At 45.4% G+C, this 25,665-nt stretch carries 36 protein-coding genes; 3 read left to right on the forward strand and 33 right to left on the reverse strand.

Annotated elements, in window-relative coordinates:
* Positions 1–32: 32 nt before the first annotated feature.
* From DW800_RS00080 to DW800_RS00115, 8 genes are all read right to left on the reverse strand, one after another.
* Positions 33–1,385, reverse strand: a complete 1,353-nt coding sequence (locus DW800_RS00080; protein ID WP_057087526.1) for a TolC family protein — start codon at positions 1,383–1,385, stop codon at positions 33–35.
* A gap of 27 nt (positions 1,386–1,412) precedes the next feature.
* Positions 1,413–2,075, reverse strand: a complete 663-nt coding sequence (locus DW800_RS00085) for a TetR/AcrR family transcriptional regulator (RefSeq protein ID WP_005825647.1) — start codon at positions 2,073–2,075, stop codon at positions 1,413–1,415.
* 155 nt (positions 2,076–2,230) lie between these two features.
* Positions 2,231–3,727: a histidine ammonia-lyase gene (gene hutH / locus DW800_RS00090; protein ID WP_044467781.1), complete on the reverse strand. Its 1,497-nt coding sequence runs from the start codon at positions 3,725–3,727 to the stop codon at positions 2,231–2,233.
* Complete coding sequence (locus DW800_RS00095; RefSeq protein WP_005825652.1) at positions 3,724–4,353, reverse strand: cyclodeaminase/cyclohydrolase family protein; 630 nt, start codon at positions 4,351–4,353, stop codon at positions 3,724–3,726. Before DW800_RS00095 ends, hutH begins: the two co-directional genes overlap by 4 nt.
* A 48-nt stretch (positions 4,354–4,401) precedes the next feature.
* Positions 4,402–5,655: an imidazolonepropionase gene (gene hutI, locus DW800_RS00100; protein ID WP_016271987.1), complete on the reverse strand. Its 1,254-nt coding sequence runs from the start codon at positions 5,653–5,655 to the stop codon at positions 4,402–4,404.
* Positions 5,656–5,718: 63 nt separating this feature from the next.
* A complete protein-coding gene (ftcD, locus tag DW800_RS00105) occupies positions 5,719–6,609 on the reverse strand; it encodes a glutamate formimidoyltransferase (protein ID WP_005833514.1) in 891 nt (296 codons plus the stop codon).
* Positions 6,610–6,756: 147 nt separating this feature from the next.
* On the reverse strand, positions 6,757–8,739 hold the full coding sequence (locus DW800_RS00110; protein ID WP_087333287.1) for a urocanate hydratase: 1,983 nt from the start codon (positions 8,737–8,739) through the stop codon (positions 6,757–6,759).
* Between the two features lie 137 nt (positions 8,740–8,876).
* Positions 8,877–9,536 carry a lipocalin family protein gene (locus DW800_RS00115; protein WP_087333286.1) on the reverse strand — a complete coding sequence of 220 codons (660 nt, stop codon included), beginning with the start codon at positions 9,534–9,536 and terminating at the stop codon, positions 8,877–8,879.
* 433 nt (positions 9,537–9,969) lie between these two features.
* Between DW800_RS00115 and DW800_RS00125 the strand changes: the two genes are divergently transcribed.
* Together DW800_RS00125 and DW800_RS00130 are read left to right on the forward strand one after the other, a co-directional pair.
* A complete protein-coding gene (locus DW800_RS00125; RefSeq protein ID WP_117689239.1) occupies positions 9,970–10,248 on the forward strand; it encodes a LysO family transporter in 279 nt (92 codons plus the stop codon).
* Entirely contained in the window at positions 10,245–10,865 is a 621-nt protein-coding gene (locus DW800_RS00130; protein ID WP_005825665.1) for a lysine exporter LysO family protein, read from the forward strand. The genes DW800_RS00125 and DW800_RS00130 overlap by 4 nt, the downstream gene beginning before the upstream one ends.
* A 229-nt stretch (positions 10,866–11,094) precedes the next feature.
* Here the strand turns inward: DW800_RS00130 and DW800_RS00135 are convergent, their stop codons facing one another.
* On the reverse strand, positions 11,095–11,547 hold the full coding sequence (locus tag DW800_RS00135; protein ID WP_117704078.1) for a DUF6078 family protein: 453 nt from the start codon (positions 11,545–11,547) through the stop codon (positions 11,095–11,097).
* A gap of 11 nt (positions 11,548–11,558) precedes the next feature.
* A complete protein-coding gene (locus tag DW800_RS00140; RefSeq protein WP_317126660.1) occupies positions 11,559–12,203 on the reverse strand; it encodes a DUF6563 family protein in 645 nt (214 codons plus the stop codon).
* Between the two features lie 126 nt (positions 12,204–12,329).
* Here DW800_RS00140 and DW800_RS00145 point away from each other — a divergent pair, with 126 nt between their 5' ends.
* The gene (locus tag DW800_RS00145; protein ID WP_117704076.1) at positions 12,330–14,228 is read left to right on the forward strand and encodes a MutS family DNA mismatch repair protein; all 1,899 of its coding nucleotides are present in this window, start codon (positions 12,330–12,332) and stop codon (positions 14,226–14,228) included.
* A 40-nt stretch (positions 14,229–14,268) separates the two neighbouring features.
* Here DW800_RS00145 and DW800_RS00150 read toward each other — a convergent pair whose 3' ends face one another.
* From DW800_RS00150 to rpmC, 23 genes are all read right to left on the reverse strand, one after another.
* Positions 14,269–14,808: a hypothetical protein gene (locus DW800_RS00150; protein ID WP_005833536.1), complete on the reverse strand. Its 540-nt coding sequence runs from the start codon at positions 14,806–14,808 to the stop codon at positions 14,269–14,271.
* A 109-nt stretch (positions 14,809–14,917) separates the two neighbouring features.
* Complete coding sequence (locus DW800_RS00155) at positions 14,918–15,331, reverse strand: hypothetical protein (RefSeq protein WP_117704075.1); 414 nt, start codon at positions 15,329–15,331, stop codon at positions 14,918–14,920.
* Positions 15,332–15,472: 141 nt separating this feature from the next.
* Complete coding sequence (gene rplQ, locus DW800_RS00160) at positions 15,473–15,976, reverse strand: 50S ribosomal protein L17 (protein ID WP_117704074.1); 504 nt, start codon at positions 15,974–15,976, stop codon at positions 15,473–15,475.
* Between the two features lie 3 nt (positions 15,977–15,979).
* Positions 15,980–16,972 (reverse strand): DNA-directed RNA polymerase subunit alpha, encoded by a 993-nt coding sequence (locus tag DW800_RS00165; protein WP_005825683.1) that lies wholly within the window; start codon positions 16,970–16,972, stop codon positions 15,980–15,982.
* A gap of 11 nt (positions 16,973–16,983) precedes the next feature.
* Positions 16,984–17,589 carry a 30S ribosomal protein S4 gene (gene rpsD / locus DW800_RS00170; RefSeq protein WP_005825685.1) on the reverse strand — a complete coding sequence of 202 codons (606 nt, stop codon included), beginning with the start codon at positions 17,587–17,589 and terminating at the stop codon, positions 16,984–16,986.
* Between the two features lie 117 nt (positions 17,590–17,706).
* Positions 17,707–18,096: a 30S ribosomal protein S11 gene (gene rpsK / locus DW800_RS00175; RefSeq protein WP_002558049.1), complete on the reverse strand. Its 390-nt coding sequence runs from the start codon at positions 18,094–18,096 to the stop codon at positions 17,707–17,709.
* An 11-nt stretch (positions 18,097–18,107) separates the two neighbouring features.
* Positions 18,108–18,488 carry a 30S ribosomal protein S13 gene (gene rpsM / locus DW800_RS00180; RefSeq protein WP_004291218.1) on the reverse strand — a complete coding sequence of 127 codons (381 nt, stop codon included), beginning with the start codon at positions 18,486–18,488 and terminating at the stop codon, positions 18,108–18,110.
* A 34-nt stretch (positions 18,489–18,522) separates the two neighbouring features.
* Positions 18,523–18,639, reverse strand: coding sequence for a type B 50S ribosomal protein L36 (gene ykgO, locus DW800_RS00185; protein ID WP_002558051.1), 117 nt, complete (start codon positions 18,637–18,639; stop codon positions 18,523–18,525).
* A 9-nt stretch (positions 18,640–18,648) separates the two neighbouring features.
* A complete protein-coding gene (infA, locus tag DW800_RS00190; RefSeq protein ID WP_002558052.1) occupies positions 18,649–18,867 on the reverse strand; it encodes a translation initiation factor IF-1 in 219 nt (72 codons plus the stop codon).
* Positions 18,868–18,876: 9 nt separating this feature from the next.
* Complete coding sequence (gene map / locus DW800_RS00195) at positions 18,877–19,677, reverse strand: type I methionyl aminopeptidase (protein ID WP_005825687.1); 801 nt, start codon at positions 19,675–19,677, stop codon at positions 18,877–18,879.
* A 13-nt stretch (positions 19,678–19,690) separates the two neighbouring features.
* Entirely contained in the window at positions 19,691–21,034 is a 1,344-nt protein-coding gene (gene secY / locus DW800_RS00200) for a preprotein translocase subunit SecY (protein ID WP_005825690.1), read from the reverse strand.
* 4 nt (positions 21,035–21,038) lie between these two features.
* Entirely contained in the window at positions 21,039–21,485 is a 447-nt protein-coding gene (gene rplO, locus DW800_RS00205) for a 50S ribosomal protein L15 (protein WP_005825692.1), read from the reverse strand.
* Positions 21,486–21,515: 30 nt separating this feature from the next.
* On the reverse strand, positions 21,516–21,692 hold the full coding sequence (rpmD, locus tag DW800_RS00210; RefSeq protein WP_004291222.1) for a 50S ribosomal protein L30: 177 nt from the start codon (positions 21,690–21,692) through the stop codon (positions 21,516–21,518).
* An 11-nt stretch (positions 21,693–21,703) separates the two neighbouring features.
* The gene (rpsE, locus tag DW800_RS00215) at positions 21,704–22,222 is read right to left on the reverse strand and encodes a 30S ribosomal protein S5 (RefSeq protein WP_005825693.1); all 519 of its coding nucleotides are present in this window, start codon (positions 22,220–22,222) and stop codon (positions 21,704–21,706) included.
* A gap of 5 nt (positions 22,223–22,227) precedes the next feature.
* A complete protein-coding gene (rplR, locus tag DW800_RS00220) occupies positions 22,228–22,572 on the reverse strand; it encodes a 50S ribosomal protein L18 (protein WP_005656518.1) in 345 nt (114 codons plus the stop codon).
* Positions 22,573–22,592: 20 nt separating this feature from the next.
* Complete coding sequence (rplF, locus tag DW800_RS00225; protein WP_005825696.1) at positions 22,593–23,162, reverse strand: 50S ribosomal protein L6; 570 nt, start codon at positions 23,160–23,162, stop codon at positions 22,593–22,595.
* 15 nt (positions 23,163–23,177) lie between these two features.
* Positions 23,178–23,573, reverse strand: coding sequence for a 30S ribosomal protein S8 (rpsH, locus tag DW800_RS00230; RefSeq protein WP_004291226.1), 396 nt, complete (start codon positions 23,571–23,573; stop codon positions 23,178–23,180).
* A 55-nt stretch (positions 23,574–23,628) separates the two neighbouring features.
* Positions 23,629–23,928 (reverse strand): 30S ribosomal protein S14, encoded by a 300-nt coding sequence (gene rpsN, locus DW800_RS00235; RefSeq protein WP_005825697.1) that lies wholly within the window; start codon positions 23,926–23,928, stop codon positions 23,629–23,631.
* 4 nt (positions 23,929–23,932) lie between these two features.
* Positions 23,933–24,490 (reverse strand): 50S ribosomal protein L5, encoded by a 558-nt coding sequence (gene rplE / locus DW800_RS00240; protein WP_005825698.1) that lies wholly within the window; start codon positions 24,488–24,490, stop codon positions 23,933–23,935.
* Entirely contained in the window at positions 24,490–24,810 is a 321-nt protein-coding gene (rplX, locus tag DW800_RS00245) for a 50S ribosomal protein L24 (protein ID WP_005825699.1), read from the reverse strand. The genes rplE and rplX overlap by 1 nt, the downstream gene beginning before the upstream one ends.
* A 20-nt stretch (positions 24,811–24,830) precedes the next feature.
* Positions 24,831–25,196, reverse strand: a complete 366-nt coding sequence (gene rplN, locus DW800_RS00250; RefSeq protein WP_005825700.1) for a 50S ribosomal protein L14 — start codon at positions 25,194–25,196, stop codon at positions 24,831–24,833.
* Between the two features lie 2 nt (positions 25,197–25,198).
* Complete coding sequence (gene rpsQ / locus DW800_RS00255; protein ID WP_005825701.1) at positions 25,199–25,468, reverse strand: 30S ribosomal protein S17; 270 nt, start codon at positions 25,466–25,468, stop codon at positions 25,199–25,201.
* The gene (rpmC, locus tag DW800_RS00260) at positions 25,465–25,662 is read right to left on the reverse strand and encodes a 50S ribosomal protein L29 (RefSeq protein WP_005825702.1); all 198 of its coding nucleotides are present in this window, start codon (positions 25,660–25,662) and stop codon (positions 25,465–25,467) included. The genes rpsQ and rpmC overlap by 4 nt, the downstream gene beginning before the upstream one ends.
* Between the last annotated feature and the right edge of the window lie 3 nt (positions 25,663–25,665).

Genomic DNA, 25,665 nt, shown 5'->3' on the forward strand with positions numbered 1-25,665 from the left:
TATTTCTATTCTTCATTCTTAGTTCTTCATTCTTAGTTCTCTGCAATATAATCCTTTCCCAGCACTTGGTCAAGGTCAGCCTTCGCAACCAGATAATCATAGATGGACTGATTATAAGTCAGTTCGGCCTCCGTAAGCTGCACTTGCGAAGTGTTCAGCTCCAACACCGTACCTTTACCTACCTCATAGCGTTTACCGGCAATCTGCACAGCTTTCTGTGCCTGCATCACATTCTCGCGGTTGCTGACAACCTGCTCGGAACTGGCAGCCATGTTGTTCTGGTAGCTGGTAATCTGCATGTTCAGCTTTCGCTCTGTGTCCAGACGGTTCTGCTCCAACTGACGTATCTGAATACGGTTGGACTTGAGCTTGGTGAAATTGCTTGCCTTATACAAAGGAATACTCAGCGTAAACATCAGTGCGGAACTTCCGCTCCAATTATAATCGAGGATGTTCCAATCCTCGTTGTAGAGTGACTGGTACTGGTAAGAATAGTTCATACCCAAAGTAGGCATGAAGTTGGCACGGAGTGACTTGATGTTCTGATTGAGCATCTTCCGGTTCAAGTCCAACTGCTTCATCGTCGTATTATTGTTCAGATTGGCAGCGGGCTGATTCAGTTCATTGGCAAACAGCTCCGTCTCATAGTTGCCGAGATTGTCGGCAATCTCTATATCCACATCGGCCGTTACCCCCATCAGTACCTTCAACTGCAACTTGGACAACGTCACGGCATTACCCGCCGAAATCACATTCGGCTTAATGCTGCGCATCTGCACCTCGGCACTGATTTTATCGAACTCACTGACGGCACCCTGCTGATACTTGGCATTGACAATGTTGTAGTTGTCTTCCGCCAGCTTATAGCTCTTCTGCAACACATCGTAGGAGTCTTGCGTCAGCATCAGCTGATAGTAACCCTTAGTTACCTGGTTCACCAAGTCCAGCTTAGAAGCCCGTGACTTTTCCACAGCCAGTTCAATGTCTGTCTTGGTCATCGACATGGCCTTATATACGCTAGGGGCGAATATGGGCAAACTGATATTCAGCACCCCGCTTACCGTATTCGAATTGTCCATACCCATCTTGAACGACTGTCCGCCAAGATTCATCTGTGCCGCACTGATGGTATGATTCCACGTACCGTCAATGCTTGCCTGCGGAAGCAAGTTCTGCCAGGTCTCCTTGTGAGTCACTTTCTTCAAAGCAATTTCTTCCTCCGCCACCTTTATGGTAGGATTGTCGCTTAAAGCAATCTCCAAGGCACGGTCAAGGGTCAGGGTCAGGGTATCCTTTGCCTCTTGTGCGCGCACATAGCCGCCGGCATACAGCACAGCAACTGCCAACAGTAGTGCTCTTCCTACCCAAAATCTCTGCATCTTCATAAATCAAAAATAGATTATTTATTAAAACTACTCCTTCGTTTCATCCGGCTTTACCTGATTCTTGCGATATTCGCAGATAAAGTCCTCCAGGACACGGGCACCCTTCTCCGTAGAGATACCGCGCAAGAAAGTGAACATGATAGATTCGTACACTTCAAGGAAAGAATACTCATTGCAGATGTCCGAATTCATCAGCAAATCGAGCTGGTCGCGCACGAGCAGATTGATAATGGCGAAATTCACATCATCACGAAAAATGCCTTGCTTCACGCCCTCTTTGAAGAAGTTCACTGTATCTTCCGAGCTCCGGTTCCGATTGTTCTTCATCAACTGATAAGCCTTGGGATATTTCTTGATATCCTCAAAAAACTTCTTGTTCGTGGCATGAAAACGCTCTATGCTCCACTGATAACATCTCAACAAAACTTCCAATACGTTACTGGAAGTCTCTATTACTCCTTTCACAAAAATATCACCATCCTTCTGGGACTTCAGGATACATTCTTCCAACAAGGTTTCCTTGTCCGGAAAAACTTCGTAGAGAGTGCGCTTAGAGATACCCAAAGATGCGGCAATCTCATCCATCGTGATACTTTTTATTCCATTTGTTGTAAATAATTCTACGGCGGCCAGAATGATACGTTCCCTCAGTTCCACCCGTGATGTTGAATGCTTCGTGTGTTCGCCCATTTTTCTTCCCTTTCTAAACTAAAACTATTTTTATTCATTATCGGAATAAAACGGGACAAATATAGAAAGAAAACTCAATTCGCCAATTAAGTTTCCTTTCTTATTGTTAACAGATTAATAATTATTATGTTTCTGGCAGATTTATTGGGAAGTTCCTAATAATCAAACTTTGTCCGGTTGAGGAAAGCGACTGTCTTATGGATTTCCTTATACATCACGATGTCTTCCTTCACAAAAGGGACTTCCTTGCGATATTCGTGCAGGAAACGCTCCAGAACGGGAGAAGTCTTTGCCGGACGGCGGAAGTCGATGCCTTGAGCGGCATTCATCAGTTCGATGGCAAGGATATGCTCCAGATTGTCCATAATGCGATAAAGCTTAGTAGCTGCATTGGCACCCATGCTGACATGGTCTTCCTGCCCGTTGGAGGAAACGATGGAGTCGCTGCTGGCGGCATAGCAGTACATCTTATTCTGGCTTACCATAGACGCGGCAGCATATTGCGGAATCATGAAACCGGAGTTCAGACCGGGATTGGCCACAAGGAATTCCGGAAGTCCACGCAGCCCCATGATAAGCTGGGCGATGCGCCGCTCGGATATATTGCCCAGCTCTGCCAGGGCAATGCCGAGAAAGTCGTAGGAAATGGCAAGCGGCTGGCCGTGGAAGTTACCGCCCGAGATGATACGGTCCTCATCGGGGAAGATGGTGGGATTGTCCGTCACAGAATTGATTTCCGTCAGCAGGATGGAAGCCACGTAACGGATGGCGTCTTTCGTGGCCCCATGCACCTGAGGGATGCAACGGAACGAATAAGGGTCTTGTACATGCTGCTTGGGACGGGCTATCAGCTCGCTGCCTTCCAATAGTTTGCGGAAGTTGGCACCTGTTTCTATCTGGCCCTTGTGTGGACGAATCTGCTGGATACAGTCCATAAACGGATCTATACGCCCGTCGAAAGCTTCCAGGGAGAGGGCGGCAATCAAGTCGGCTTTCTTGGAGAGACGGAAGGCTTTGAGAAGAGCAAAGACACCGTTGGCACTCATAAACTGGGTGCCGTTGAGTAATGCCAATCCCTCTTTACTCATCAGCTTCACCGGTTCCCAACCGAACTCGTCGAGCACACTGATAGCCTCGCGCTTCTTTCCTTTATAATAGACATCGCCCACACCGATAAGCGGCAGGAAGAGGTTGGCCAGAGGAGCCAGGTCGCCGGAGGCGCCCAGTGAGCCACGGTCATAAACGATAGGCATCACGTCGTTATTGAAGAAATCGAGGATGCGCTGCACGGTGATGACCTGCACACCGCTATGCCCCAAAGAGAGAGCATGCGCCTTGAGCAACATCATCAGTTTGATGATGACCGGGCGTATCTCCTCGCCCACACTGCAAGCATGGCTCTTGATGAGATTTTCCTGCAAGGTGCCCAGCTCGTCCGACGAAATGCTCTTACTGCACAACGAGCCGAAACCGGTGGTAATGCCATACAAGGGTTCTTCCGACTCCGCAATCTTCTTGTCCAGATAATCGCGGCACTTCTGTATCCGCAGCTTGGCTTCCGGAGCCAGCTCCAGTTTCAGATTTTCATTGATGATACGTTCGATGAGGTCGAAGGTCAACTCACCGGAACCTACATAATAGACATTGTTCATACTTTCAGCTCTTGATTGATTTCGTCCAACAATTCCTTTTCTTTCGCACAAGCCAAGTGTTCCAATTCGTCGGCTTCACTTTGGAGCTTGGACACAAACTCCTTGTCCTTCAGCGAACCCAGGTTGATGCGTACATTCATCAGTGCGCCCAGCACAGCCGAACGGGCAGACATCATGGCCACACAAGCATCCGTAACGGCATTGCGGTTGCCCAGGCGAGCTACATCCATGATAACCGTCATCAGCTCATACGCATTGCGTGCCACCTGCATGGGAACAAGGGCGGCAAACTTGGTAGCCGCCTGGATGGCAGTACTGCGCGCCGCCTTTTCCTCATCCGTAGCTTTCGGCATCTTGAAGCAGGCAAACACCTTGTCGTAGGCTTCAGAGTCGCGGTCTATATCTTCTACAAAAGCCCCCTTTTGCTGCAAGGCAACTCCGGAGATATGGCGCATCAGCTCTTCGTGAAGTTCATAACCTTTCTTACCGATGGTGAGGTTAGCAACCATAGCGGCAAGAGCAGAAGCAATAGCACCGTTCAAAGCGGCAATACTACCGCCACCGGGGACGGGATCGCTACCCGCCACTTTATTCAAAAATTCCTTTACTGTCAAATCAACTAACATGATATTAAATATTAAAGATTAAGGATTAAGAGGGGATATCAGCACTTCTTAAAGTACAGGATAAAGCACTCCCCCCTTTATGGTGGTATTGACACAATTCATACCTACATAATAAGGTAAAAAGTGATAATTATCCGTATTGAGCACTACGAAGTCTCCTTTCTTGCCCACCTCGATACTACCAATGCTGTCCGCACGGTTCAGAGCGGCCGCACCGTTCAAGGTCAGAGCAGTGATGGCCTCTTCAATACTCATTTTCATATAAATGCACGCCAAGGCAAATGTCAGGGGGATGGAACCGGAGAAACAACTGCCCGGATTGAGGTCGGTGGCAAGGGCCACGGCACAACCAGCATCAATCATTTCGCGCCCACGAGCATAGGGTTCCTTCAAAGCAAAGGCTGTCAGCGGAAGAAGGGTCGCCACAACTCCCTTGTCGGCCATGGCGCGGATGTCCGCATCCGAAGCATGCAGCAGATGGTCGGCAGAGACGGCAGAAAGTTCAGCAGCCAGTCCGGCACCCCCTAATGGTACAATCTCGTCGGCATGGAGTTTCAAGACAAGTCCCATTTCCTTGGCTGCCAGCAAAAGGCGACGGGACTGCTCGATGGAGAAAACGCCCTGCTCACAGAAGACATCGCAGAACTCTGCCAAATTATTATGAACCACTACGGGCATCACTTCGCGGATAATGTAGTCCACGTACTCGTCCGTCTGTCCGTTGTATTCTGCAGGCACAGCATGTGCACCGAGAAAAGTGGAGACAACGTCTACACGCTTGTGCTCGTCATTATTAAGGCTACGCATCACCCGAAGCTGCAGGAGCTCGGTTTCCTTGTCCAGACCGTAGCCGCTCTTTCCCTCTACGGTAGTCACTCCCATAGCACTCATCTGCTTCAGAAAGCCCTCCGCCTTGCTGCGCAGCTGGATGAAATTACATGCACGGGTAACTTTCACCGTACTCACGATGCCTCCTCCACGTTCCATGATGGACATGTAACTCTCTCCCTTCAAACGCCAGGAGAACTCCTCGGCACGCTCGCCACCAAACACAAAATGTGTGTGTGAGTCCACAAAGCCGGGTAGCAGACACTTGCCGCGGGCATTGTAATGCCAGTAGTGCTGATAATAGCCGTCACGCTCCTCTCCACGGTTGGGACCGACGTAGGTGATGACACCGTCGGTCACTTCCACCGTAGCATTGTCGATGATGCTCAGTTGCTCCATCTCCTTGCCGCAACGGGCAGAAAAGCCGAGGGGGGTCACTACACGGGTATTGAATATAATAAGGTTTTCTGTCATAAAGCCTCTCTCCTAACCCCTCCCCCGTAGGGAGGGGAATTAAGTTAGTACTATTTAATTCGGTTACATTCGTGCTTCTAAGACTTGCTCCATGGAGAAGTTCTCCAATCCCAGATAGTAGGACGCTGTATCTATCAAGGCCTCCATCGGCACCAGACCGATAATCTCACTGCCCACAATACTGACGCCGTAGCGGCGGGCTTCCACACGCACCAGTTCGAAAGCACGGTAGAGGGCGGTGCGGGTATAGTCCGTCATGTTGATGGATACCTGCGTGATGCCGCGGTCCTTCAACTCCACTCCCATTGCCTTGCAATAACGCAGTCCTCCGCCGATGAAACGGATTTTCTTAGCGATGTCATGGGCTATCTCCAGACTGGGGGTATTGAGGTTGATGTTATAAGCCACCAAAGGCATGCGGGCACCGATAGCCACTGTGCCTGCGGTGGGATGACGTTCGGCCAGTCCGAAGTCGGGATGCCATTCCGGTTGCTTTATCTTCTCGGCCATACCTTCGAACTCCCCTTTACGGACAGCAGCCAAATTCTCCCGATGAGGGGCAGAAGCAGACTTTTCATATAAGAAGACGGGAAGATTGTAACGTTTTGCAACCTCCTTGCCCACTTCTTTCGAGAGGGCAACGGCTTCTTCCATCGTCACATTCCGGATGGGGATAAAAGGTACTACATCTACAGCACCCATACGAGGATGCTGTCCCTGATGGTGATTGAGGTCTATCAGCTCTACCGCCACGCCGATAGCTTCGAGCACAGCATCACGAAGCGGTTCCGGCTCGCCCACTACGGTCACCACAAGGCGGTTGTGGTCTTCATCGTTACTGTAATCCAACAGTTTCACACCTTGTTTGCCCCGAAAAGGAGCTACTATCTTATCTATCTTCTGCAAATCGCGCCCTTCGCTGAAATTGGGGACGCATTCCATAATCTTATTCATAATGCTCTTTAAAAAAAAATATATATACTCTGATTTTTCAGACGCAGATGACGCGAATTCTTTTTATCGGAATACAGAGACGTCGGGATTCTTTTGAAAGAAAAAATCCGCGTTATCCGCGTCTAAAAAATGAAATCATCACTTTACTTACTCCTTCACCACTTTCTGCACCAACTTCTCATCAGCCACATACGGCATCGTGATATGATAGCCGTCTGCATGCGTACGGTTAAACTCCTCGCTCGTCTCCATGGCATGCGGATTGCGTGCCCACGAACGGCGGGCCACACCACCCATCACATCCCACAACATAGCGGAACGCAGGATTTCGTCTACCCGGTCACTGCCGTCGCACACCATGCCGAAACCGCCGTTGATGGCTTTTCCGATACCTACGCCACCTCCATTGTGCAAGGCCACCAAGCTCATGCCACGCGCACAGTTTCCAGCAAAACACTGCACCGCCATATCTGCCATGACATTACTGCCGTCCTTGATATTGGATGTTTCACGGAATGGAGAGTCTGTACCGCTGACATCGTGATGGTCGCGTCCCAACATAATGGGGCCGACCTCTCCCTTACGCACCATTTCATTGAAGCGCAAAGCTATATTCATACGTCCCACGGCATCCTGATAAAGAATACGAGCCTGCGTGCCTACCACCAAGTTGTTTTTCTCCGCATCACGAATCCAATTATAGTTATCCAAATCTTGCCCGCGACGTGTAGGGTCGATACATTCCATCGCCGCACGGTCGGTCTTCACCAAGTCTTCATGTTTTCCACTGAGGCACACCCAGCGGAACGGACCATAACCATAATCAAACAGTTCCGGTCCCATTATGTCTTCCACATAGCTGGGAAAGATGAAGCCGTTCTTATCATCTCCGTCCCGAGCAATTTCGCTCACGCCGGCATCGTAGACGGCTTTCATGAAGGAGTTCCCATAATCGAAGAAGTACGTGCCGTGTTCCACCAGCCTTTTTATAGCCTTGAAATGACGCTCCAAGGAAGCATCCACCAGACACCGGAATTTCGACGGATTCTCGTGCAGCATATGGGTACGCTGCTCAAACGTCAGTCCGGCAGGACAGTAACCGCCCTCATAGGTGGCATGGCAGGAAGTCTGGTCGGAAAGTAAATCTATGTGCAACTGCTTCTGCACCGCATATTCCAGCAAATCGACGACATTGCCGTGATAGGCCACAGAAACCGGGCGACACTCGTCCATGGCTTGTCGAGCCAGCGAGAAGGCTTCTTCCAGAGAATCTGTAACGTGTCCCACCCAGCCCTGGGTATGGCGGGTTTCGATGCGGGAAGCATCCACCTCGGCAATGATTGCCGCCGCCCCTGCCATCTCGGCAGCTTTGGGCTGCGCACCGCTCATGCCTCCCAGACCGGAAGAAACAAACAAGCGTCCGCGCAAATCGCCATCTTGCGGAATGCCCAGTTTCAGACGGCCTGCATTCAGCAACGTATTGAACGTGCCGTGCACGATGCCCTGCGGACCGATGTACATCCAGCCGCCGGCAGTCATCTGCCCGTAGTTGGCAACGCCCATCTGCATAGCGGTGTGCCAGTCCTTCTGATTATCATAGAGCCCCACCATCAGCGCATTGGTAATGATGACACGGGGCGCCTCGGGCTTGGACTTGAAAAGCCCCAACGGATGTCCGCTTTCGATGACCAGTGTCTGTTCGCGCGTCAACACTTCGAGGTACTGCTTGATGAGCCGGTATTGCATCCAGTTCTGGCAGACCTGTCCCGTCTCACCATAGGTAACTAATTCATACGGATAAAGGGCGATGTCGAAACAAAGATTATTGTCAATCATCACCTGGAAGGCCTTGCCTTCAATGCAGTTCCCCTTGTACTCGTCGATGGGTTTCGCTTTGAGGTCGCCCTGCGGGCGGTAGCGGTAGCCGTAGATACGTCCACGTGTACGCAGTTCTTCCATGAACTCCGGAGCGAGGGTTTCGTGCAGCTCTTTGGGGATGTAGCGCAAAGCGTTCTTCAATGCCGTAGCCGTCTGCGCAGGGGTAAGGGTGTAGCCACGGTCGGGTGCCCGCCGGATACCCTCGACAAAGGAAGGATAGGCAGGCAATGTTTTACTTAAGGTTATCTCCATGACATATAAAGATTAAGGATTTACAAAGTGTCAGCCCACAAGGGTTATATTTGCCGCAATATAGAAATAAATCCCGACATTCGCAATGGAATGCCGGGATTATTTATCTTTTAGTCAGAAACCAACAAAGAGGAATTCTATTTTAAAGCCATTTTATTGATTTTCATTATCTGATAGACACCTTCATAATCGGCGGCAAATCCGTCATCGGCTTTGCCCATATCGACTACTTCCAACTCTACGTATACCGGTTTTCCGTTTTTAATTCCTTTCGTCATATCATCATATTTCTGCATGAGTTCTCCGGTCTCATCCACAATCCAATAATCGGCAGAATCTCCTTCGGCTTTGAAGGAACGCACTTCATGGCCGACGACCAGCTCGCCTTTTACTGACAAAAGTTTCTTGGCAGGGGTAAGCACCGCGGCAGGTATTGTTTCTTGATTCAGTGCTTCATTGTTCCTGGCATATTTCAAGAGCAACTCTCCTCTTTTGAGAATCAGGCTGTCCTGCGTCAGTTTTTCTATTGTCAGCGTATCCGTGAAAGAAATATTCTGGTGATTGCCGATGCTGGTACCTGAAAGTAACAACCGGTTTCCTACTTTTTTCCATGCCTCATATTTCAAGGTGGCCATGTTAATGGAAGAGGCGCTTCCGTCCCCATCAAGAACGAAACCTTGTTGCATGCCGGGCATTCCCGGAACCGGCTCCACCCAGGAGCCTTCAATGGAGGCATTGTTGCAAGCACTCAAAGCAACCATGCCAAGAACAGCAGTTAAATCTCTCAATCTTTTCATGTCTCTTTTCTTTTTAAAACTATATTTCTAAACAAAGGAACTCTTGTATTTCCTCTATGTTCCTGCAAAAATAATGTTTTTACGGGAGCTTCCATATATTGAAGAGTCTTTTCACAAAACAAATTATGAATATTTATTTGGAAATTATTCAAGCTAGCATTACCTTTGCGCCGAAATTCAAAAAACGATATGAACCAGTCCTTAACTACAACATACAATACGCGCAATGCTGCATGGGGCAACAAGACCTTATGCGGCCATTTCATAGTGCACGTACATTGGTTCAGCGGATTCATTTAACTACCCTGCAATTTACATTTTACTATTTTGCACTTCCCTTACAGAGAAAAGGAGGGAGAAATGCCGTGTATGGGGTTTCCATTCGGAAAAACCGGACTAACCTATGTATTCACCAAAAAGAAGAAGAAAACTTATGTTTACAATTATATCTATCATGTTTATAGGAATCGGTATCGGATACCTGATGCGTAACGTACAAATGTTGCAAAAAGTGGAGAAAAGCGCCTCGCTCACCATCTTACTGCTGCTCTTTGTACTCGGTGTATCCATCGGTTCCAACCGTCTGATTGTTGACAATCTGGGAAGATTCGGGTGGCAGGCCGCCGTACTGGCCTCACTGAGCATTACAGGCAGCATGCTGGCCTCACTGATGGTGTTTCACATATTTTTCAAGAAAGGAGAGAAGAGATGAAGGGAAGTTTGACGGTTGTTGCATTTTTCTGTGCCGGCTGCCTGATGGGAGTAGCCAATGATTTTCAGTTCGACCTGCACGACTTATCCATGTATGTGCTCTATGCATTGATGTTCCAGGTGGGCATCGGCATCGGGAGCAACAAGAAACTGAAGGAGCTGGTCAAGAGCCTGCGGCCCAAAATGCTTTTGGTGCCGATGGCCACCATTGTGGGAACACTGTTGTTCTCCGCCTTCGCCAGTCTGCTGTTGAGCCAATGGAGTGTGTTCGACTGCATGGCGGTGGGCAGCGGATTTGCTTATTATTCGCTTTCCTCCATTCTGATTACGCAATTCAAGGAACCTTCCATAGGCCTGCAACTCGCCACGGAGCTGGGCACCATCGCCCTGCTTGCCAATATCTTCCGTGAAATGATGGCTTTGCTGGGTGCACCGCTCATCCGGAAATATTTCGGCAAACTGGCACCTATATCAGCGGCAGGGGTCAATTCGATGGATGTACTTCTACCCTCCATCACCCAATATTCCGGAAAGGACGTGATTCCTATCGCTATATTCCACGGAATATTAATTGACATGAGTGTACCGGTATTCGTATCCTTCTTCTGCAATCTGTAAACAGCAGGCCGAAAAGAGGGAGATAAGACCTCATTGTATTCATACTGTAACAACGTGAACAACAGCGACTTCTCACTGCAAAGTGAGTGCATGCATTTTGCAGTGCCACTGCATACCGTTTGCAGCATCACTGCATACCTATTTGCAGTGATACTGCAACTGCTTTGCAGCGCGACTGCAACGGGTTTGCAGTGACGCTGCAAAAGGTGTGCAGTGACTTTGCAGCCGGTCACCAAGCTACCGCATACTCGTAGTGGTCGAACTTAGGCTTGGTGCCTATGCCTACCGCATTGAATACCCGGGCTATCCGCTGCTGTTCTTCGGGAGAGATAGGACGCTCGCCCTTGCGGCAATGATAGTAATAGCGTTCGCAAGAGAAGCATCCCATCACGCGATGGCGCACGGTGAAAAGCAGCTTGGTGGGTACTTCGTCGAAAAGGCGTGTCATACCGCGAGCATAGTGCAGCTGCTCGCTGGAGCGGTAACGGGCACAGGTGGAGGACCCGGACAAGCTGCTGACATAAAAAGGATTCACCGCACGAACGGACTGTGGTTGGGGGGCTTCACTCTCGGACAACAGTTGTGCCGCTATCGCCCGCAGGCAGGAAGAGGCTTTGGGGCACTTTCCGTTACCCGCAAAGCAGTATTCGTACCCATCGGGCACGTCTTGCAATAATATCATCTTATTAATGATTAATGGTTAGTGATTAATGGACGGAGTGCACGCAGATACTTGCCGATGACCTCTGCCGACTCGCTTGTTTCTTTCTCGAATTCGGCGTGCAGTGTCGGGTATCCGGCAAGCAATTGCATCATTCGCTCACGTCCCACGAACTCGGACTTTCCTGTTTCGGGATTCAGTTCGTAATAGACGCGGGCATGCACCAGTCCCGAAGCATTGATGGCGTCTCCCACTTCACCGCCCAATCGTGTGGCATCATCGGGAGTCATGGTACTGGTGGCTGCTTGTCCCACAGGCTGTGCACAGAAGTAAACCTTTCCACCGAGCCACATGGCAGGTGCATACCACTGCCCGAAGCGATAACGCTTATAGCGCATCTTACGGCAATTGACATAAAGCGAGGTATCTACCCGTACAGCATAACAACGGGACTTCAAATAACGGCAAAGACCGGGATTGTCGTCTACCGTAATACGATAATCGGCACCGCCCATGAGGTAAATCTGGTTCTTTGTACGCTTCTCAATCTTCAGTGTGGTAACCGTATCGCCACGGTTCTCCACCAACTCTCTCAGATTGGAATACATTACCTGTTGCGCCCCCACCGGCAAAACCGCCAGCAACATCAGAACGCCTAACAACCAACTCTTCTTCATATCCCAACCTCCTCTTTTCTGAAACTTTGTTTTAGTGAGCGAAAGGTACATTTTTTATCGGAAGTAGACAAAAAATCGCGGAAAAAACAATTGGAAATGTATATCTTTGCCTTAAACTTAACATGTATGGAGCAAATAAATACGATAGATAAAATCAGCGCCGTCTACCGCAACACGGCAGAAGAGGCAAGACAAGAACTGAATAAAGTACAACAGAAGATTTACCGCATCGGCAGCCTGCGCCTGCTGCTGTTTGTGGCAGGAGTAGTAGGAATTATCTATTTCTGGAGCGAGAGCTGGGGTATACTGGCCTGCATTGCCCTCATCACCCTACTGCCGTTCCTATTTTTAATGAAATACCACAACCGGCTGTTCCATCGCAAGGACTATCTGGAAAAGAAGATGGAAATCAACGAGCAGGAACTCGCCGCTCTGGATTACGATACGTCTTCTTTCGATGACGGCGAAGCATACATCGACCCCACCCATCTCTACACCTATGATTTGGATGTTTTCGGTCCGCATTCCCTTTTCCAGTACATCAACCGTACCTGCACACAGCCCGGGAAACACCGCCTCGCCCACTGGCTGGGGAAACATCTCGAGAGAAAGGAAGAAATCATCCGCCGACAAGAAGCCGTCAGTGAACTGGCTCCGGAACTGAAATTCCGTCAGCGCTTCCGTATCCTCGGCCTGCTGTACAAAGGAAAAGCCGCCGATGAAACAGAACTGTGCCAATGGGCGGAAAGTCCGAGCATCTTCCGGAGCCGGAAATTACTGCGCCTCCTGCCGGTACTGGTGACGGGAGCCAACCTCATCTGCCTCGCACTCGTCATGGCAGGAATTCTGTCCGCAAGTATCTACGGCATCATCTGGACCTGCTTCGTCATCGCCGGCTTCGGCTTCACTGGCAAAGTCACCAAGATGCAGGCCATCTATGGCAAAAAACTGCAAATTCTCTCCACCTACGCCGCCCTGCTCCACCTCATGGAAAAGCAGCCTGCACAAGCCACCCTGCTCAAAGAGATAAAACAACAGATTGACGGAGAAAAACGGAAAGCCTCCCACTCCATCAGCAGGCTGAACAAGCTCATGGATGAACTCGACCAACGCAACAATGTCTTTATGTACGTCATTCTGAACGGCCTCTTCTTCTGGGAACTGCGTCAAATCATGCGCATTGAAGCCTGGAAAGAGCAATATGCCGCTGAACTGCCCGGGTGGCTCGATGCCATCGGACAAATGGATGCGCTCAACTCACTGGCAACATTTGCCTATAATCATCCGGACTATATTTACCCAAAGATAGTTCAAGCGGAAAGAAAGGGGAAAGGAAACCTAAATAAAGAAGAAGAAAGCAATTCTGAAACGGAAGCACCCATCAATGCCCCTTCCTCCTTCCGTCTCCGTGCCGAAGCCCTGGGCCATCCGCTGATGAACCGTGACCGCTGTGTCCGCAATGACATTGACATGGTGAAACGACCGTTTTTCATCATCGTCACCGGCGCCAACATGGCAGGGAAAAGCACCTATCTGCGTACGGTGGGCATCAATTACCTCCTTGCCTGCATCGGCGCCCCCGTCTGTGCCCGCCAAATGGAAATATGCCCGGCCCGGCTCATCACTAGCCTGCGTACCTCGGATTCACTGAACGACAACGAGTCCTACTTCTTTGCCGAACTCAAACGTCTGAAACTCATCATAGACAAGCTGCAGGCTGGTGAGGAGCTTTTCATCATCCTCGACGAAATTCTGAAAGGTACCAACTCCATAGACAAGCAGAAAGGCTCCTTTGCCCTTATCAAGCAATTCATGACTTTGCAGGCCAATGGCATCATTGCCACCCACGACCTGCTGCTGGGAACACTCATCGACCTCTTCCCCGATGACATCCGCAACTATCGCTTCGAAGCAGACATTACAGACAATGAACTGACCTTCTCCTACCGCTTGCGCCCAGGCATCGCCCAGAATATGAACGCCTGCTTCCTGATGAAAAAAATGGGGATTGCCGTTGCCGACTAATCCCCACCACAGTTAAAGTCAAGTCTAACGCTTTGACTGATTATGCTGTTTTACATTTCTCCAGGAAAGTAGATACTGCAACCGCATCGCTACCCGTATAGTAGCGTACGGAAGTTACCGGAGTATACGTGTAAGGCACAAACTGATACAACTGTACAGCCGCAAATTTATTATCCTGCGAAATCATGACATCCATGCGCACATTTCCACTGCCGCTACTTTTTATTTCAGTCTCGCCATTCAGCTGTTCATTCTCAATCATATCTGTAAGTTTGCCCAAATATTTCAAATCGAAGAAAACACTGCGTTCCTTGGTCACACTGCCCGTCGGCAAATAGACCACTTCCTTCGATTTCCAAAACAGACGGAACACGCCAAGCAAGACGAATGCCGTACCCAGCACCATCAAAGCCATGCTGAGAGTGGAAGACTTATCACTCATCTCAAAAATGGATGCAAAAATAAAAACACCGACCAGCAGCATAGCTACTGAAAAGATAAGTCCTGAAACACTGGTACGCTTTACAATATCGGGATGTGAAGACGCAAAAAGAGTTGCGTCAATAGTTTGAGTTGCCATAATTATAATATGTTTTAATGAATTTATTAGAAATAGAAAATACAGTATTTCCCTGCAAAAACACATAGTCTGACCATACACAAGGGAAAAAGGAAGATTCAATAAAACACTAAATGAGAATACGCCTTAGCGTGAAAATGTAATATTCGCACACCGGCTGGCAACGATAATAGGCAGTGGCATTATAGAGTTTCTCACGATGCAGAGACAAAACAGCCGCTCGCTGGGCCAGTTTGTCAATCCAGTCCTTTAAAGAAAATATATATTCCGTGGTAGAAATGCGCTGTATACGGGAGTACGTCAGCGAATGTAATTGTCCACCCATGCCCGCCAGCTCTGCATCCGGCAGATAAGGCAATTGAGGCATCGCAATATAGGCATCAGCCTGCTCATGTACGGCAATAGTATTCTCACTCACAACATTCCCACCACTCGCCGCTTTATTGGCAAATGTATCGCTTACAGTCTGCCATAAAGCCAATGCAAGCACCATGAATCCTATGAATCTTAAGAATTTAGCCATATCTATGTGCAAATATAACAGTTTCTTTCAGGAATTTGTTTAATGCACACATCTTTTAATGTTTCTTGGATGATTTATAGGAAATAAAAAGCCGCTCCAAACAAATTGGAACGGCTTCTATATATAAAAAGAATAGTTGAATTATTCAGCTTTAGCTTCCTCAGCAGCAGGAACTTCTGCAACTGGTGCAGCAGTTTCTGCAGCAGGAGTAGCTTCAGTAGCAGCAGCTTTCTTTGAACGGCGGGTACGAGTAGCCTTCTTGGCAACCTTTTCCTTAGCCATGTTTTCGTTGTAGTCAACGAGTTCAATGAAGCACATTTCAGCATTGTCACCCAAACGGTTACCAGTCTTGATAATACGAGTGTAACCACCCGGACGATCAGCAATCTTCACAGAGATTTCTTTAAACAATTCAGTTACAGCATACTTATCTTGCAAATTGCTAAATACAACACGACGGGAATTAGTCGTATCGTCTTTAGCCTTTGTAATCAAAGGCTCAACAAACTTCTTCAAAGCTTTAGCCTTTGCAACGGTCGTAGTGATTCTTTTGTGCTTAATCAAAGAACACGCCATATTAGCCAACATAGCGTTTCTATGAGAGGCAGTACGACCCAAATGGTTGAATTTCTTATTATGTCTCATTTTTTATTCTTTATCTAATTTATATTTAGAAATATCAGTTCCAAACGACAGATTCAGACTTTCCAGCAAATCATCAAGCTCGGTAAGCGATTTCTTTCCGAAGTTTCTGAATTTCAGCAAATCCGTCTTGTTGAATTGTACCAAGTCACCAAGAGTCTCTACATCTGCAGCCTTCAGACAGTTGAGGGCACGTACAGAGAGATCCATATCAACGAGCTTGGTCTTCAGCAACTGACGCATGTGCAATACTTCTTCATCAAACTCTTCATTGCCGTCAACATCATTTGTTTCCAGCGTGATCTTCTCGTCAGAGAAAAGCATGAAGTGATAAATCAGAATCTTTGCAGCTTCTTTCAGGGCTTCTTTCGGATGAATGGAACCGTCGGTAGTAATCTCAAGTACCAGTTTCTCGTAGTCGGTCTTCTGCTCTACACGGAAGTTCTCTACCTGATACTTCACATTACGTATCGGAGTATAAATAGAATCGATAGGAATTACGTTCACATCGGTGCAATATTCGCGGTTTTCGTCAGCAGGAACATAACCACGACCTTTGTTGATCGTAATATCTATCTGCATAGTCGACTTTGAATCTAAATGACAAATAACTAATTCAGGATTTAACACTTCAAATCCAGTCAAATACTTACCTATGTCACCTGCTTTAAATTCACTTGAATTCTCGACTGTAATACTTACTTTCTCACTCTCGAATTCTTCAACTACTTGCTTGAATCTCACTTGTTTCAGATTCAAGATAATGTTAGTAACATCCTCTTTTGCCCCCGGAACACTGGAAAATTCATGCTCAACACCGTCTATCTTGATAGTAGTGATAGCAAAACCTTCCAATGAAGAAAGCAGGATGCGGCGCAGTGCATTACCCACGGTAATACCGAAACCGGGCTCCAACGGACGAAATTCGAATTTTCCGAATCTAGAGTCCGCTTCCAACATTAATACTTTATCAGGTTTTTGAAATGCTAATATCGCCATGAAATTAATTATTATTTAGAATACAATTCTACGATCAAATGCTCTTTAATGTTTTCAGGAATGTCTGCTCTTTCAGGTACATGCAGCAATTTGCCTACCTTAGAGTTATCATCCCATTCCAACCAAGGATATTTGCTATGGTTAAAGCCAGCCAGTGAATTAGCGATAACTTCCAATGATTTGGATCTTTCACGAACACCGATCACCTGACCCGGTTTCACTGCATAAGAAGGAATATTCACAACCTCACCGTCTACAGTAATGTGCTTGTGGCTCACCAACTGACGAGCAGCTGCGCGAGTAGGAGCAATACCCAAACGGAATACGATATTGTCAAGGCGACCTTCCAACAATTGGAGAAGGATTTCACCAGTAATACCTTTAGCAGTCTCAGCCTTCTCAAACAAGTTGCGGAATTGTTTTTCCAAAACGCCATAAGTATATTTGGCTTTCTGTTTCTCACGAAGTTGAACACCGTATTCAGAAGTCTTTCTCTTTCTGGAATTACCGTGCTGTCCGGGAGGATAGTTCTTCTTTGACAATACTTTATCTGCTCCAAAGATACCTTCACCGAATTTACGGGCTATTCTTGATTTTGGTCCAGTATATCTAGCCATTTCTTTTAAATATTTAATTGTTTATTCATGAACTTGGGTTTGTTGCAGCCGCGATTGCAGAGAGAAAGTTTACAATCCAATAACAAAATCAAGTCTCACTTCTATTAAAGGTAAATTTTAAACTCTACGTCTTTTCGGAGGACGACAACCGTTGTGCGGAAGCGGAGTTACGTCAATGATTTCAGTAACCTCGATACCTGCACCGTGGATAGTTCTAATAGCAGACTCACGTCCGTTACCCGGGCCCTTCACATATGCTTTTACCTTTCTCAAGCCAAGATCGTATGCTATCTTAGCACAATCTTGAGCAGCCATCTGTGCTGCGTAGGGAGTGTTCTTCTTTGAACCTCTAAAACCCATCTTTCCGGCAGAAGACCAAGAAATGATCTGACCTTCGCTGTTTGCCAGAGAAACAATAATGTTGTTAAAAGATGAATGAACATGCAACTGTCCATTAGCATCAACCTTCACATTTCTCTTTTTTGCTGCAACTGTTTTTTTTGCCATATCAACAATTATTATTTAGTAGCTTTTTTCTTATTAGCAACGGTTTTCTTTCTACCCTTACGAGTACGGGCATTGTTCTTTGTGCTCTGACCTCTTACTGGAAGACCAATACGATGACGAACACCACGATAGCAACCGATATCCATTAAACGCTTAATGTTCAATTGAACTTCAGAACGAAGATCACCTTCAACCTTATACTCTGCACCAATGATCTCACGAATCTTGGCAGCCTGATCATCCGTCCAGTCTTTTACTTTCAGGTCTCTGTCAACACCTGCTTTATCCAAAATTTTTGCTGAACTACTACGACCTATACCATATACATAGGTCAACGCAACTTCACCTCTCTTGTTTTGAGGCAAATCGACACCAACTATTCTTATAGCCATATACTAAATTATTTTTTTTGCAAAAATAATAATATTATCCTTGACGTTGTTTATACTTAGGATTTTTCTTGTTAATAACATACAAACGGCCATTACGTCTAACGATCTTACACTCTGGCGTACGTTTCTTTAAGGATGCTCTTACTTTCATATCTTAATTTTATTTATATCTAAATACAATTCTTCCTTTCGATAAATCGTAAGGAGACATTTCGACTCTTACTTTATCCCCTGGCAGGATTTTGATGTAATGCATCCGCATCTTACCGGAAATATGTGCAGTAATCTCATGTCCGTTTTCTAATTCAACACGAAACATTGCATTAGACAATGCTTCAACTATAACTCCATCTTGTTCTATTGCAGATTGCTTTGCCATATTAATTTCTTAAATTGCTTTATCTCCTAATACTTCTTCAATGAACTCGAATGATGACAATATATCAGCTTCACCAGTGCCGACTGCTATCGTATGTTCAAAATGAGCTGCACACTTGCGGTCTTTTGTCCTCACCGTCCAGCCATCACGCTCCATGAGTATTTGTCGGTTACCTAAAGTTATCATCGGTTCAATGGCAATGCACAAGCCTTTCTTCAGCATTGTCCCATAACCACGCTTTCCGTAATTGGGAACCTGAGGATCTTCATGCATTTCCTTGCCTATTCCGTGACCCACAAACTCACGCACCACACCATAAGAATTAGATTCGCAGTGCTGCTGTATCGCATAACCGATATCACCCAACCGCTTGCCGTGAACGGCATTCTGTATCCCTATGTACAATGCTTCTTTAGTAACCTTCAGTAATTTGCGGACTTCTTCGTCAACTTCACCTACACAAAACGTATAGGCTGAGTCGCCACAAAAGCCATTCATGTAAGTACCACAATCAACAGACACGATATCACCATCTTTCAGTACCACATCATCTCCCGGAATACCATGTACCACCTGGTCATTTACAGATGTGCAAATAGAAGCTGGAAACGGATCGCCATATTGATTAGGAAAACCTTTAAAGGTTGGAACAGCACCATTGTCTCTGATGAACTCTTCCGCCACCCTATCCAGCTCTTTTGTTGTCACTCCGGGCTTTATAACCTTAGCTATCTCAGCCAACGTCTTTCCAACAAGCAAATTACTCTTGCGGAGCAGCTCTATTTCATCTTCTGTTTTAAGAAATATCATTCTTCAAAAAAGATTAATATGCAGCTACATTACCACTGCGGCCTTTAATACGTCCGGATTTCAGCAAACCGTCATAGTGTCTCATCAACAAATGACTTTCTACCTGCTGGAGAGTATCAAGCACCACACCCACAAGGATTAACAAAGATGTACCGCCAAAGAATTGAGCAAACTCAGCTTTCACACCGAATATACCGGCAAACGCAGGCATAATGGCAACCAAGGCCAAGAAGAAAGAACCAGGCAAAGTAATACGCGACATAATCACGTCAATATACTCAGCAGTTTGCTTTCCTGGCTTGATACCCGGAATAAAACCATTGTTTCTCTTCATATCTTCAGCCATCTGAGTCGGGTTAATAGTAATTGCAGTATAGAAATACGTAAACAATATAATCAACACTGCAAAAATCAAATTATACCAAAAGCTTGTATGATCAGTCAATGCACGTACGAAACCACTTGCATCATTTACATTTGAGAACCCAACAAGAGTGATAGGAATAAACATGATAGCCTGAGCAAAAATGATAGGCATCACGTTAGCAGCATTCACCTTCAAAGGAATATACTGTCTAGCACCGCCATATTGCTTGTTACCCACGATCTTCTTCGCATATTGTACAGGAATCTTTCTAGTTCCCTGCACCAAAAGAATAGCGAATGCAATAACAACCAGCAGAACAACAAGCTCAATCAAGAACATTACCAGACCACCAGTCTTGTCCGTCATACGGGAAATCAATTCCTGGAATAAGGACTGTGGCAGACGGGCGATGATACCAATCATGATAATCAGCGAAATACCATTACCGATACCCTTATCCGTAATTCTCTCACCAAGCCACAAAATAAACATACTTCCAGCCGCTAAAATAATGGTAGAAGTAAACATAAACAGAGTCCAATCTAATGAAGCATTTAAAGAAGGACCAGCCTGCATCTTAAGATTGAGCAAATAAGAAGGAGCCTGAACCAAAAGAATAAGAATCGTCAGATAACGAGTATATTGATTCATTTTTCTTCTACCACTCTCACCTTCGCGCTGCAATTTCTGGAAATACGGAACCGCAATACCCAGCAACTGAATCACAATGGAGGCAGAGATGTACGGCATGATACCCAATGCAAAAATAGAGGCATTGGAAAATGCTCCTCCGGAAAACATATTTAACAAGGCTAAAAGACCTTCGCTTGTCTGTTGATGCAATTGTGTCAGCATTGACGGATTGATACCCGGCAAAACGACATACGAACCAAAACGGTAGATTGCCACAAACAATATGGTAATGAGGATCCGTTGTCTCAGATCCTCAATTTTCCATATATTCTTTAATGTTTCAATAGCTTTTCTCATTGAATTAGAGTTTTACTACTTGTCCACCAGCAGCTTCGATGGCAGCAACAGCAGTCTTAGAAAATGCATGTGCTTGTACATCCAACTTAGCAGTCAAAGTTCCGTTACCTAATACTTTTACCAACTGGCTTGCAGAAATGAAACCAGCAGCAATGAAGTCACTGATACCTACAGTCTGCAAGTTCTTTGCTTCAGCCAATTTCTGAATTGTATCCAAGTTGATAGCCTTATACTCTACACGATTGATATTTTTAAAGCCAAACTTAGGTACACGACGTTGAAGAGGCATCTGACCACCTTCAAAACCGATTTTCTTAGAGTATCCAGATCTTGATTTAGCTCCTTTATGACCTCTAGTAGAAGTACCTCCCAAGCCAGAACCCGGACCACGTCCAATTCTCTTTCTTGTTTTAGTAGATCCCTCTGCAGGTTTTAAATTACTTAAGTTCATATTGTAATTCGTTTTATATTCAACAAATAATTACTTAACAATGGTAACCAAGTGTTTAACCTTATCCACCATTCCAAGAATTGAAGGAGTGCATTCGTGTTCAACCACACGATTCAACTTATGAAGTCCCAGTGCATCGAGAGTTCTCTTCTGATCAGCAGGAGCACCAATTCTACTTTTAACTTGTTTAATCTTTATAGTCGACATATTCTTCCTCCTTATCCTCTAAATACTTTTTCCATACTAACTCCTCTGTTCTGGGCAACCATACGAGCATCGCGCATTTCACTCAATGCCAAGATAGTAGCCTTTACCAAGTTGTGCGGGTTGGAAGAACCTTTTGACTTAGCCAAAACGTCTGTTACACCAACACTTTCCAATACGGCACGCATTGCACCGCCAGCAACAACACCAGTACCGTGAGAAGCCGGTTTAATAAATACTTCAGCGCCACCGAACTTTGCAGACTGTTCGTGAGGAACTGTACCTTTCAGTACAGGCACTCTTGTCAGGTTTTTCTTTGCAGATTCAACACCTTTGGCAATAGCAGCGGTTACTTCACCAGCTTTACCAAGGCCCCAACCGATGATGCCTTCTTCGTTTCCTACTACCACAATAGCAGAGAAACTAAAAGTTCTACCACCTTTGGTTACTTTGGTTACACGATTAATAGCAACCAATCTGTCTTTCAGCTCTATATCGTTTGTAATCTTAACTCTATTATTAAGTCCTGCCATAATGATTAAAATTTAAGTCCACCGTTACGGGCAGCATCAGCCACCTCTTTTACTCTCCCATGATACAAGTAACCATTACGGTCGAAAACAACAGTAGTAATACCTGCTTCCTGAGCTTTTTTCGCAATCAGTTCACCTACTTTAGCAGCTTGTTCCTTCTTAGGCATTTTTTCAGTCATACCCAACGAAGAAGCGGCAGCCAATGTCTTACCGGACAAGTCATCGATAATCTGAACATAGATTTGCTTGTTACTTCTAAATACACTCATACGCGGGCATTCAGTAGTACCTGAAATTTTGTTGCGTACTCTATATTTGATCTTAATTCGTCTTTCTATTTTTGTTGTCATAATAATATCAATTTAAATGATTATTTAGCACCAGCTGATTTACCAGACTTTCTACGAATTTCTTCGCCAACAAACTTAATACCCTTACCCTTATACGGTTCAGGCTTACGGAAAGAACGTATTTTAGAGCAAACTTGACCAAGTAACTGCTTGTCGCAAGATTCCAATATAATCAAAGGATTCTTGTTTCTTTCAGACTTAGTCTCAACTTTAACTTCAGGAGGCAACTGTATAAAGATACTGTGAGTATAACCTAAAGCCAGTTCAATGATATTTCCCTGGTTAGAGGCACGGTAACCTACACCGACAAGTTCCAATTCTTTCTTATATCCTTCTGATACACCAACAACCATGTTGTGCACCAATGAACGGTATAATCCATGGAATGCATGCTTTTGCTTGGGGTTATCCAGCATTGCATTTTCATTCTCAGCCAAAACAACATGACCGTCTTCGATGGTAACATTGATAGCAGGATTTACATATTGGCTCATTTCGCCTTTGGGTCCCTTAACGGTAACCACGTCATCTTTCAGAGTAACTGTTACTCCAGCGGGAATACTAATGGGTAATTTTCCTATTCTTGACATTGCTAATTCCTCCTATTAATATACATAACACAAAACTTCACCACCAATCTTCAGTTCAGCGGCTTCTTTGTTGGTCATTACACCCTTGGAAGTAGATATTATAGCAATACCCAAACCATTAATAACACGCGGCATGTCTTTATAACCGGTATATTGACGCAAACCCGGAGAAGAGATTCTCTCCAGCTTCTTGATTGCGTTAACCTTGTTTACCGGATCATACTTCAAGGCAACTTTGATTGTACCTTGAGGACCATCTTCTACAAACTTATAATTAAGAATGTAGCCCTTTTCAAAAAGAATCTTAGTGATTTCTTTTTTCAAATTAGAAGCCGGAACTTCCACAACTCTGTGCTTCGCTTGAATAGCGTTCCGCAACCTCGTCAAATAATCTGCTATTGGATCAGTCATATAAAAAATAAATTAAATTAATCAGGCCTACCCTGACAATATTTAAAAACAATAATTACCAGCTTGCTTTCTTTACACCGGGAATAAGACCGTTAGAAGCCATCTCACGGAACTGGATTCTGGAGATGCCAAACTGACGGATATATCCTTTGGGACGACCTGTCAGCTTGCAACGGTTGTGCATGCGAATCGGGTTAGAATTTTTAGGCAAATCCTGCAATTTCTGTGCAGCTTCAAAAGCTTCAGCAGGATCACCGGTTCTAACGATTTGCTTCAACGCAGCTCTTTTCTCGGCATATCTGGCTACTAATTTAGCACGCTTTACTTCGCGTGCTTTCATTGATTCCTTTGCCATATTATCAATCTTTTTTAGCGTTTTTAAACGGTAAACCGAATTCTTTCAACAAGGCATACCCTTCTTCATCTGTTTGCGCAGAGGTTACAAAGGTAATATTCATTCCGAGAATTCTAGTAATACTATCGATATTAATTTCAGGGAAAATGATTTGTTCCTGAATACCAAGGGTATAGTTACCCTTACCATCGAACTTACTTTCAATACCCTTGAAGTCGCGGATACGAGGCAGAGCTACACGAACCAACTTTTCAAGGAATTCGTACATTCTCTCACGACGCAGAGTTACCATAACGCCAATCGGCATTTTCTTACGCAACTTAAAGTTTGCAATATCCTTACGAGAAATGGTTGCCACGGCTTTCTGGCCAGTGATAGTAGTCATTTCATTAATTGCCACTTCAATAATCTTCTTGTCGGCAACAGCCATACCCAGACCCTGATTGATAACAATCTTCTTAAGTACGGGTATCTGCATAGAAGAAGAATACTGGAACTGTGATTTCAATGCAGGCGCAATACGCTCTGCATATTCTTTCTTAAGGCTAGCAGTATTACTCATTACTTAATCTCCTCTCCTGATTTTTTAGAATAACGCACTAAAGTGCCTTCAGCACTTACTTTTCTACCAACACGCGTTGCTTTGCCAGTCTTTGGATCAACGGGGTTCAAGTTTGACAAGTGGATAGAAGCTTCTTGCTTCACAATACCACCTTGCGGGTTCTTAGCATTCGGTTTTGTGCTCTTAGACACCATGTTGATACCTTCAACGATTGCGCGGTTTTTATCAACAAGAACCTTCAATACACGACCAGTCTTACCCTTGTCTTCACCGGAGTTTACATAAACTGTATCGCCTTTTTTAATATGTAATTTACTCATTACTCAAATCTTTTACAATATTAAAGTACTTCAGGAGCGAGTGACACAACTTTCATGTTAGTAGCACGAAGTTCACGAGCTACCGGACCGAAAATACGACTACCTCTAATTTCACCTGCATTGTTCAACAACACGCAAGCATTATCATCAAAACGTATGTAAGAGCCATCAGCACGACGGATTTCTTTCTTAGTACGTACGATCAAAGCTTTAGACACTGCACCTTTTTTAATATCACTTGAAGGGATAACGCTCTTAACAGAAACGACAATCACGTCCCCTACTGAAGCATAGCGACGACCTGTACCACCCAAAACGCGGATACAGAGAGCCTCTTTTGCCCCACTATTATCACATACTGTAAGTCTGGATTCTACTTGTATCATAATTACTTAGCTCTTTCAATTATTTCTACCAATCTCCATCTCTTAGTCTTGCTCAAAGGACGAGTTTCCATGATGTGTACAGTATCGCCGATATTGCACTCATTCTTTTCATCATGAGCATGGTACTTCTTCGTCTTGCTAACGAACTTACCATATATGGGGTGTTTCTCCTTAAACTTAGCTGCTACTGTAATGGTCTTATCCATCTTGTTGCTCAGCACAACCCCAGTTCTTTCTTTTCTTAAATTTCTTGCTTCCATCAAGCTCATCATTTATTGTTAAGTTCTCTTTGGCGTAATTCAGTCTTCATACGCGCAATAGTCCTGCGTAATTGTTTGATCTGAGCAGGATTATCCAAAGGAGAAATAGAATGATTTAAAATCACTTGGTTGTAATTAGCTACTTCTGCTTCAACTCTTTCTACCAAGTCACTGGTAGGCATCTCTTTAATTTCTGCTGTTTTCATACT

The organism is Bacteroides sp. AM32-11AC, from assembly GCF_003603515.1.
Classification (GTDB): Bacteria; Bacteroidota; Bacteroidia; order Bacteroidales; family Bacteroidaceae; genus Bacteroides; species Bacteroides uniformis.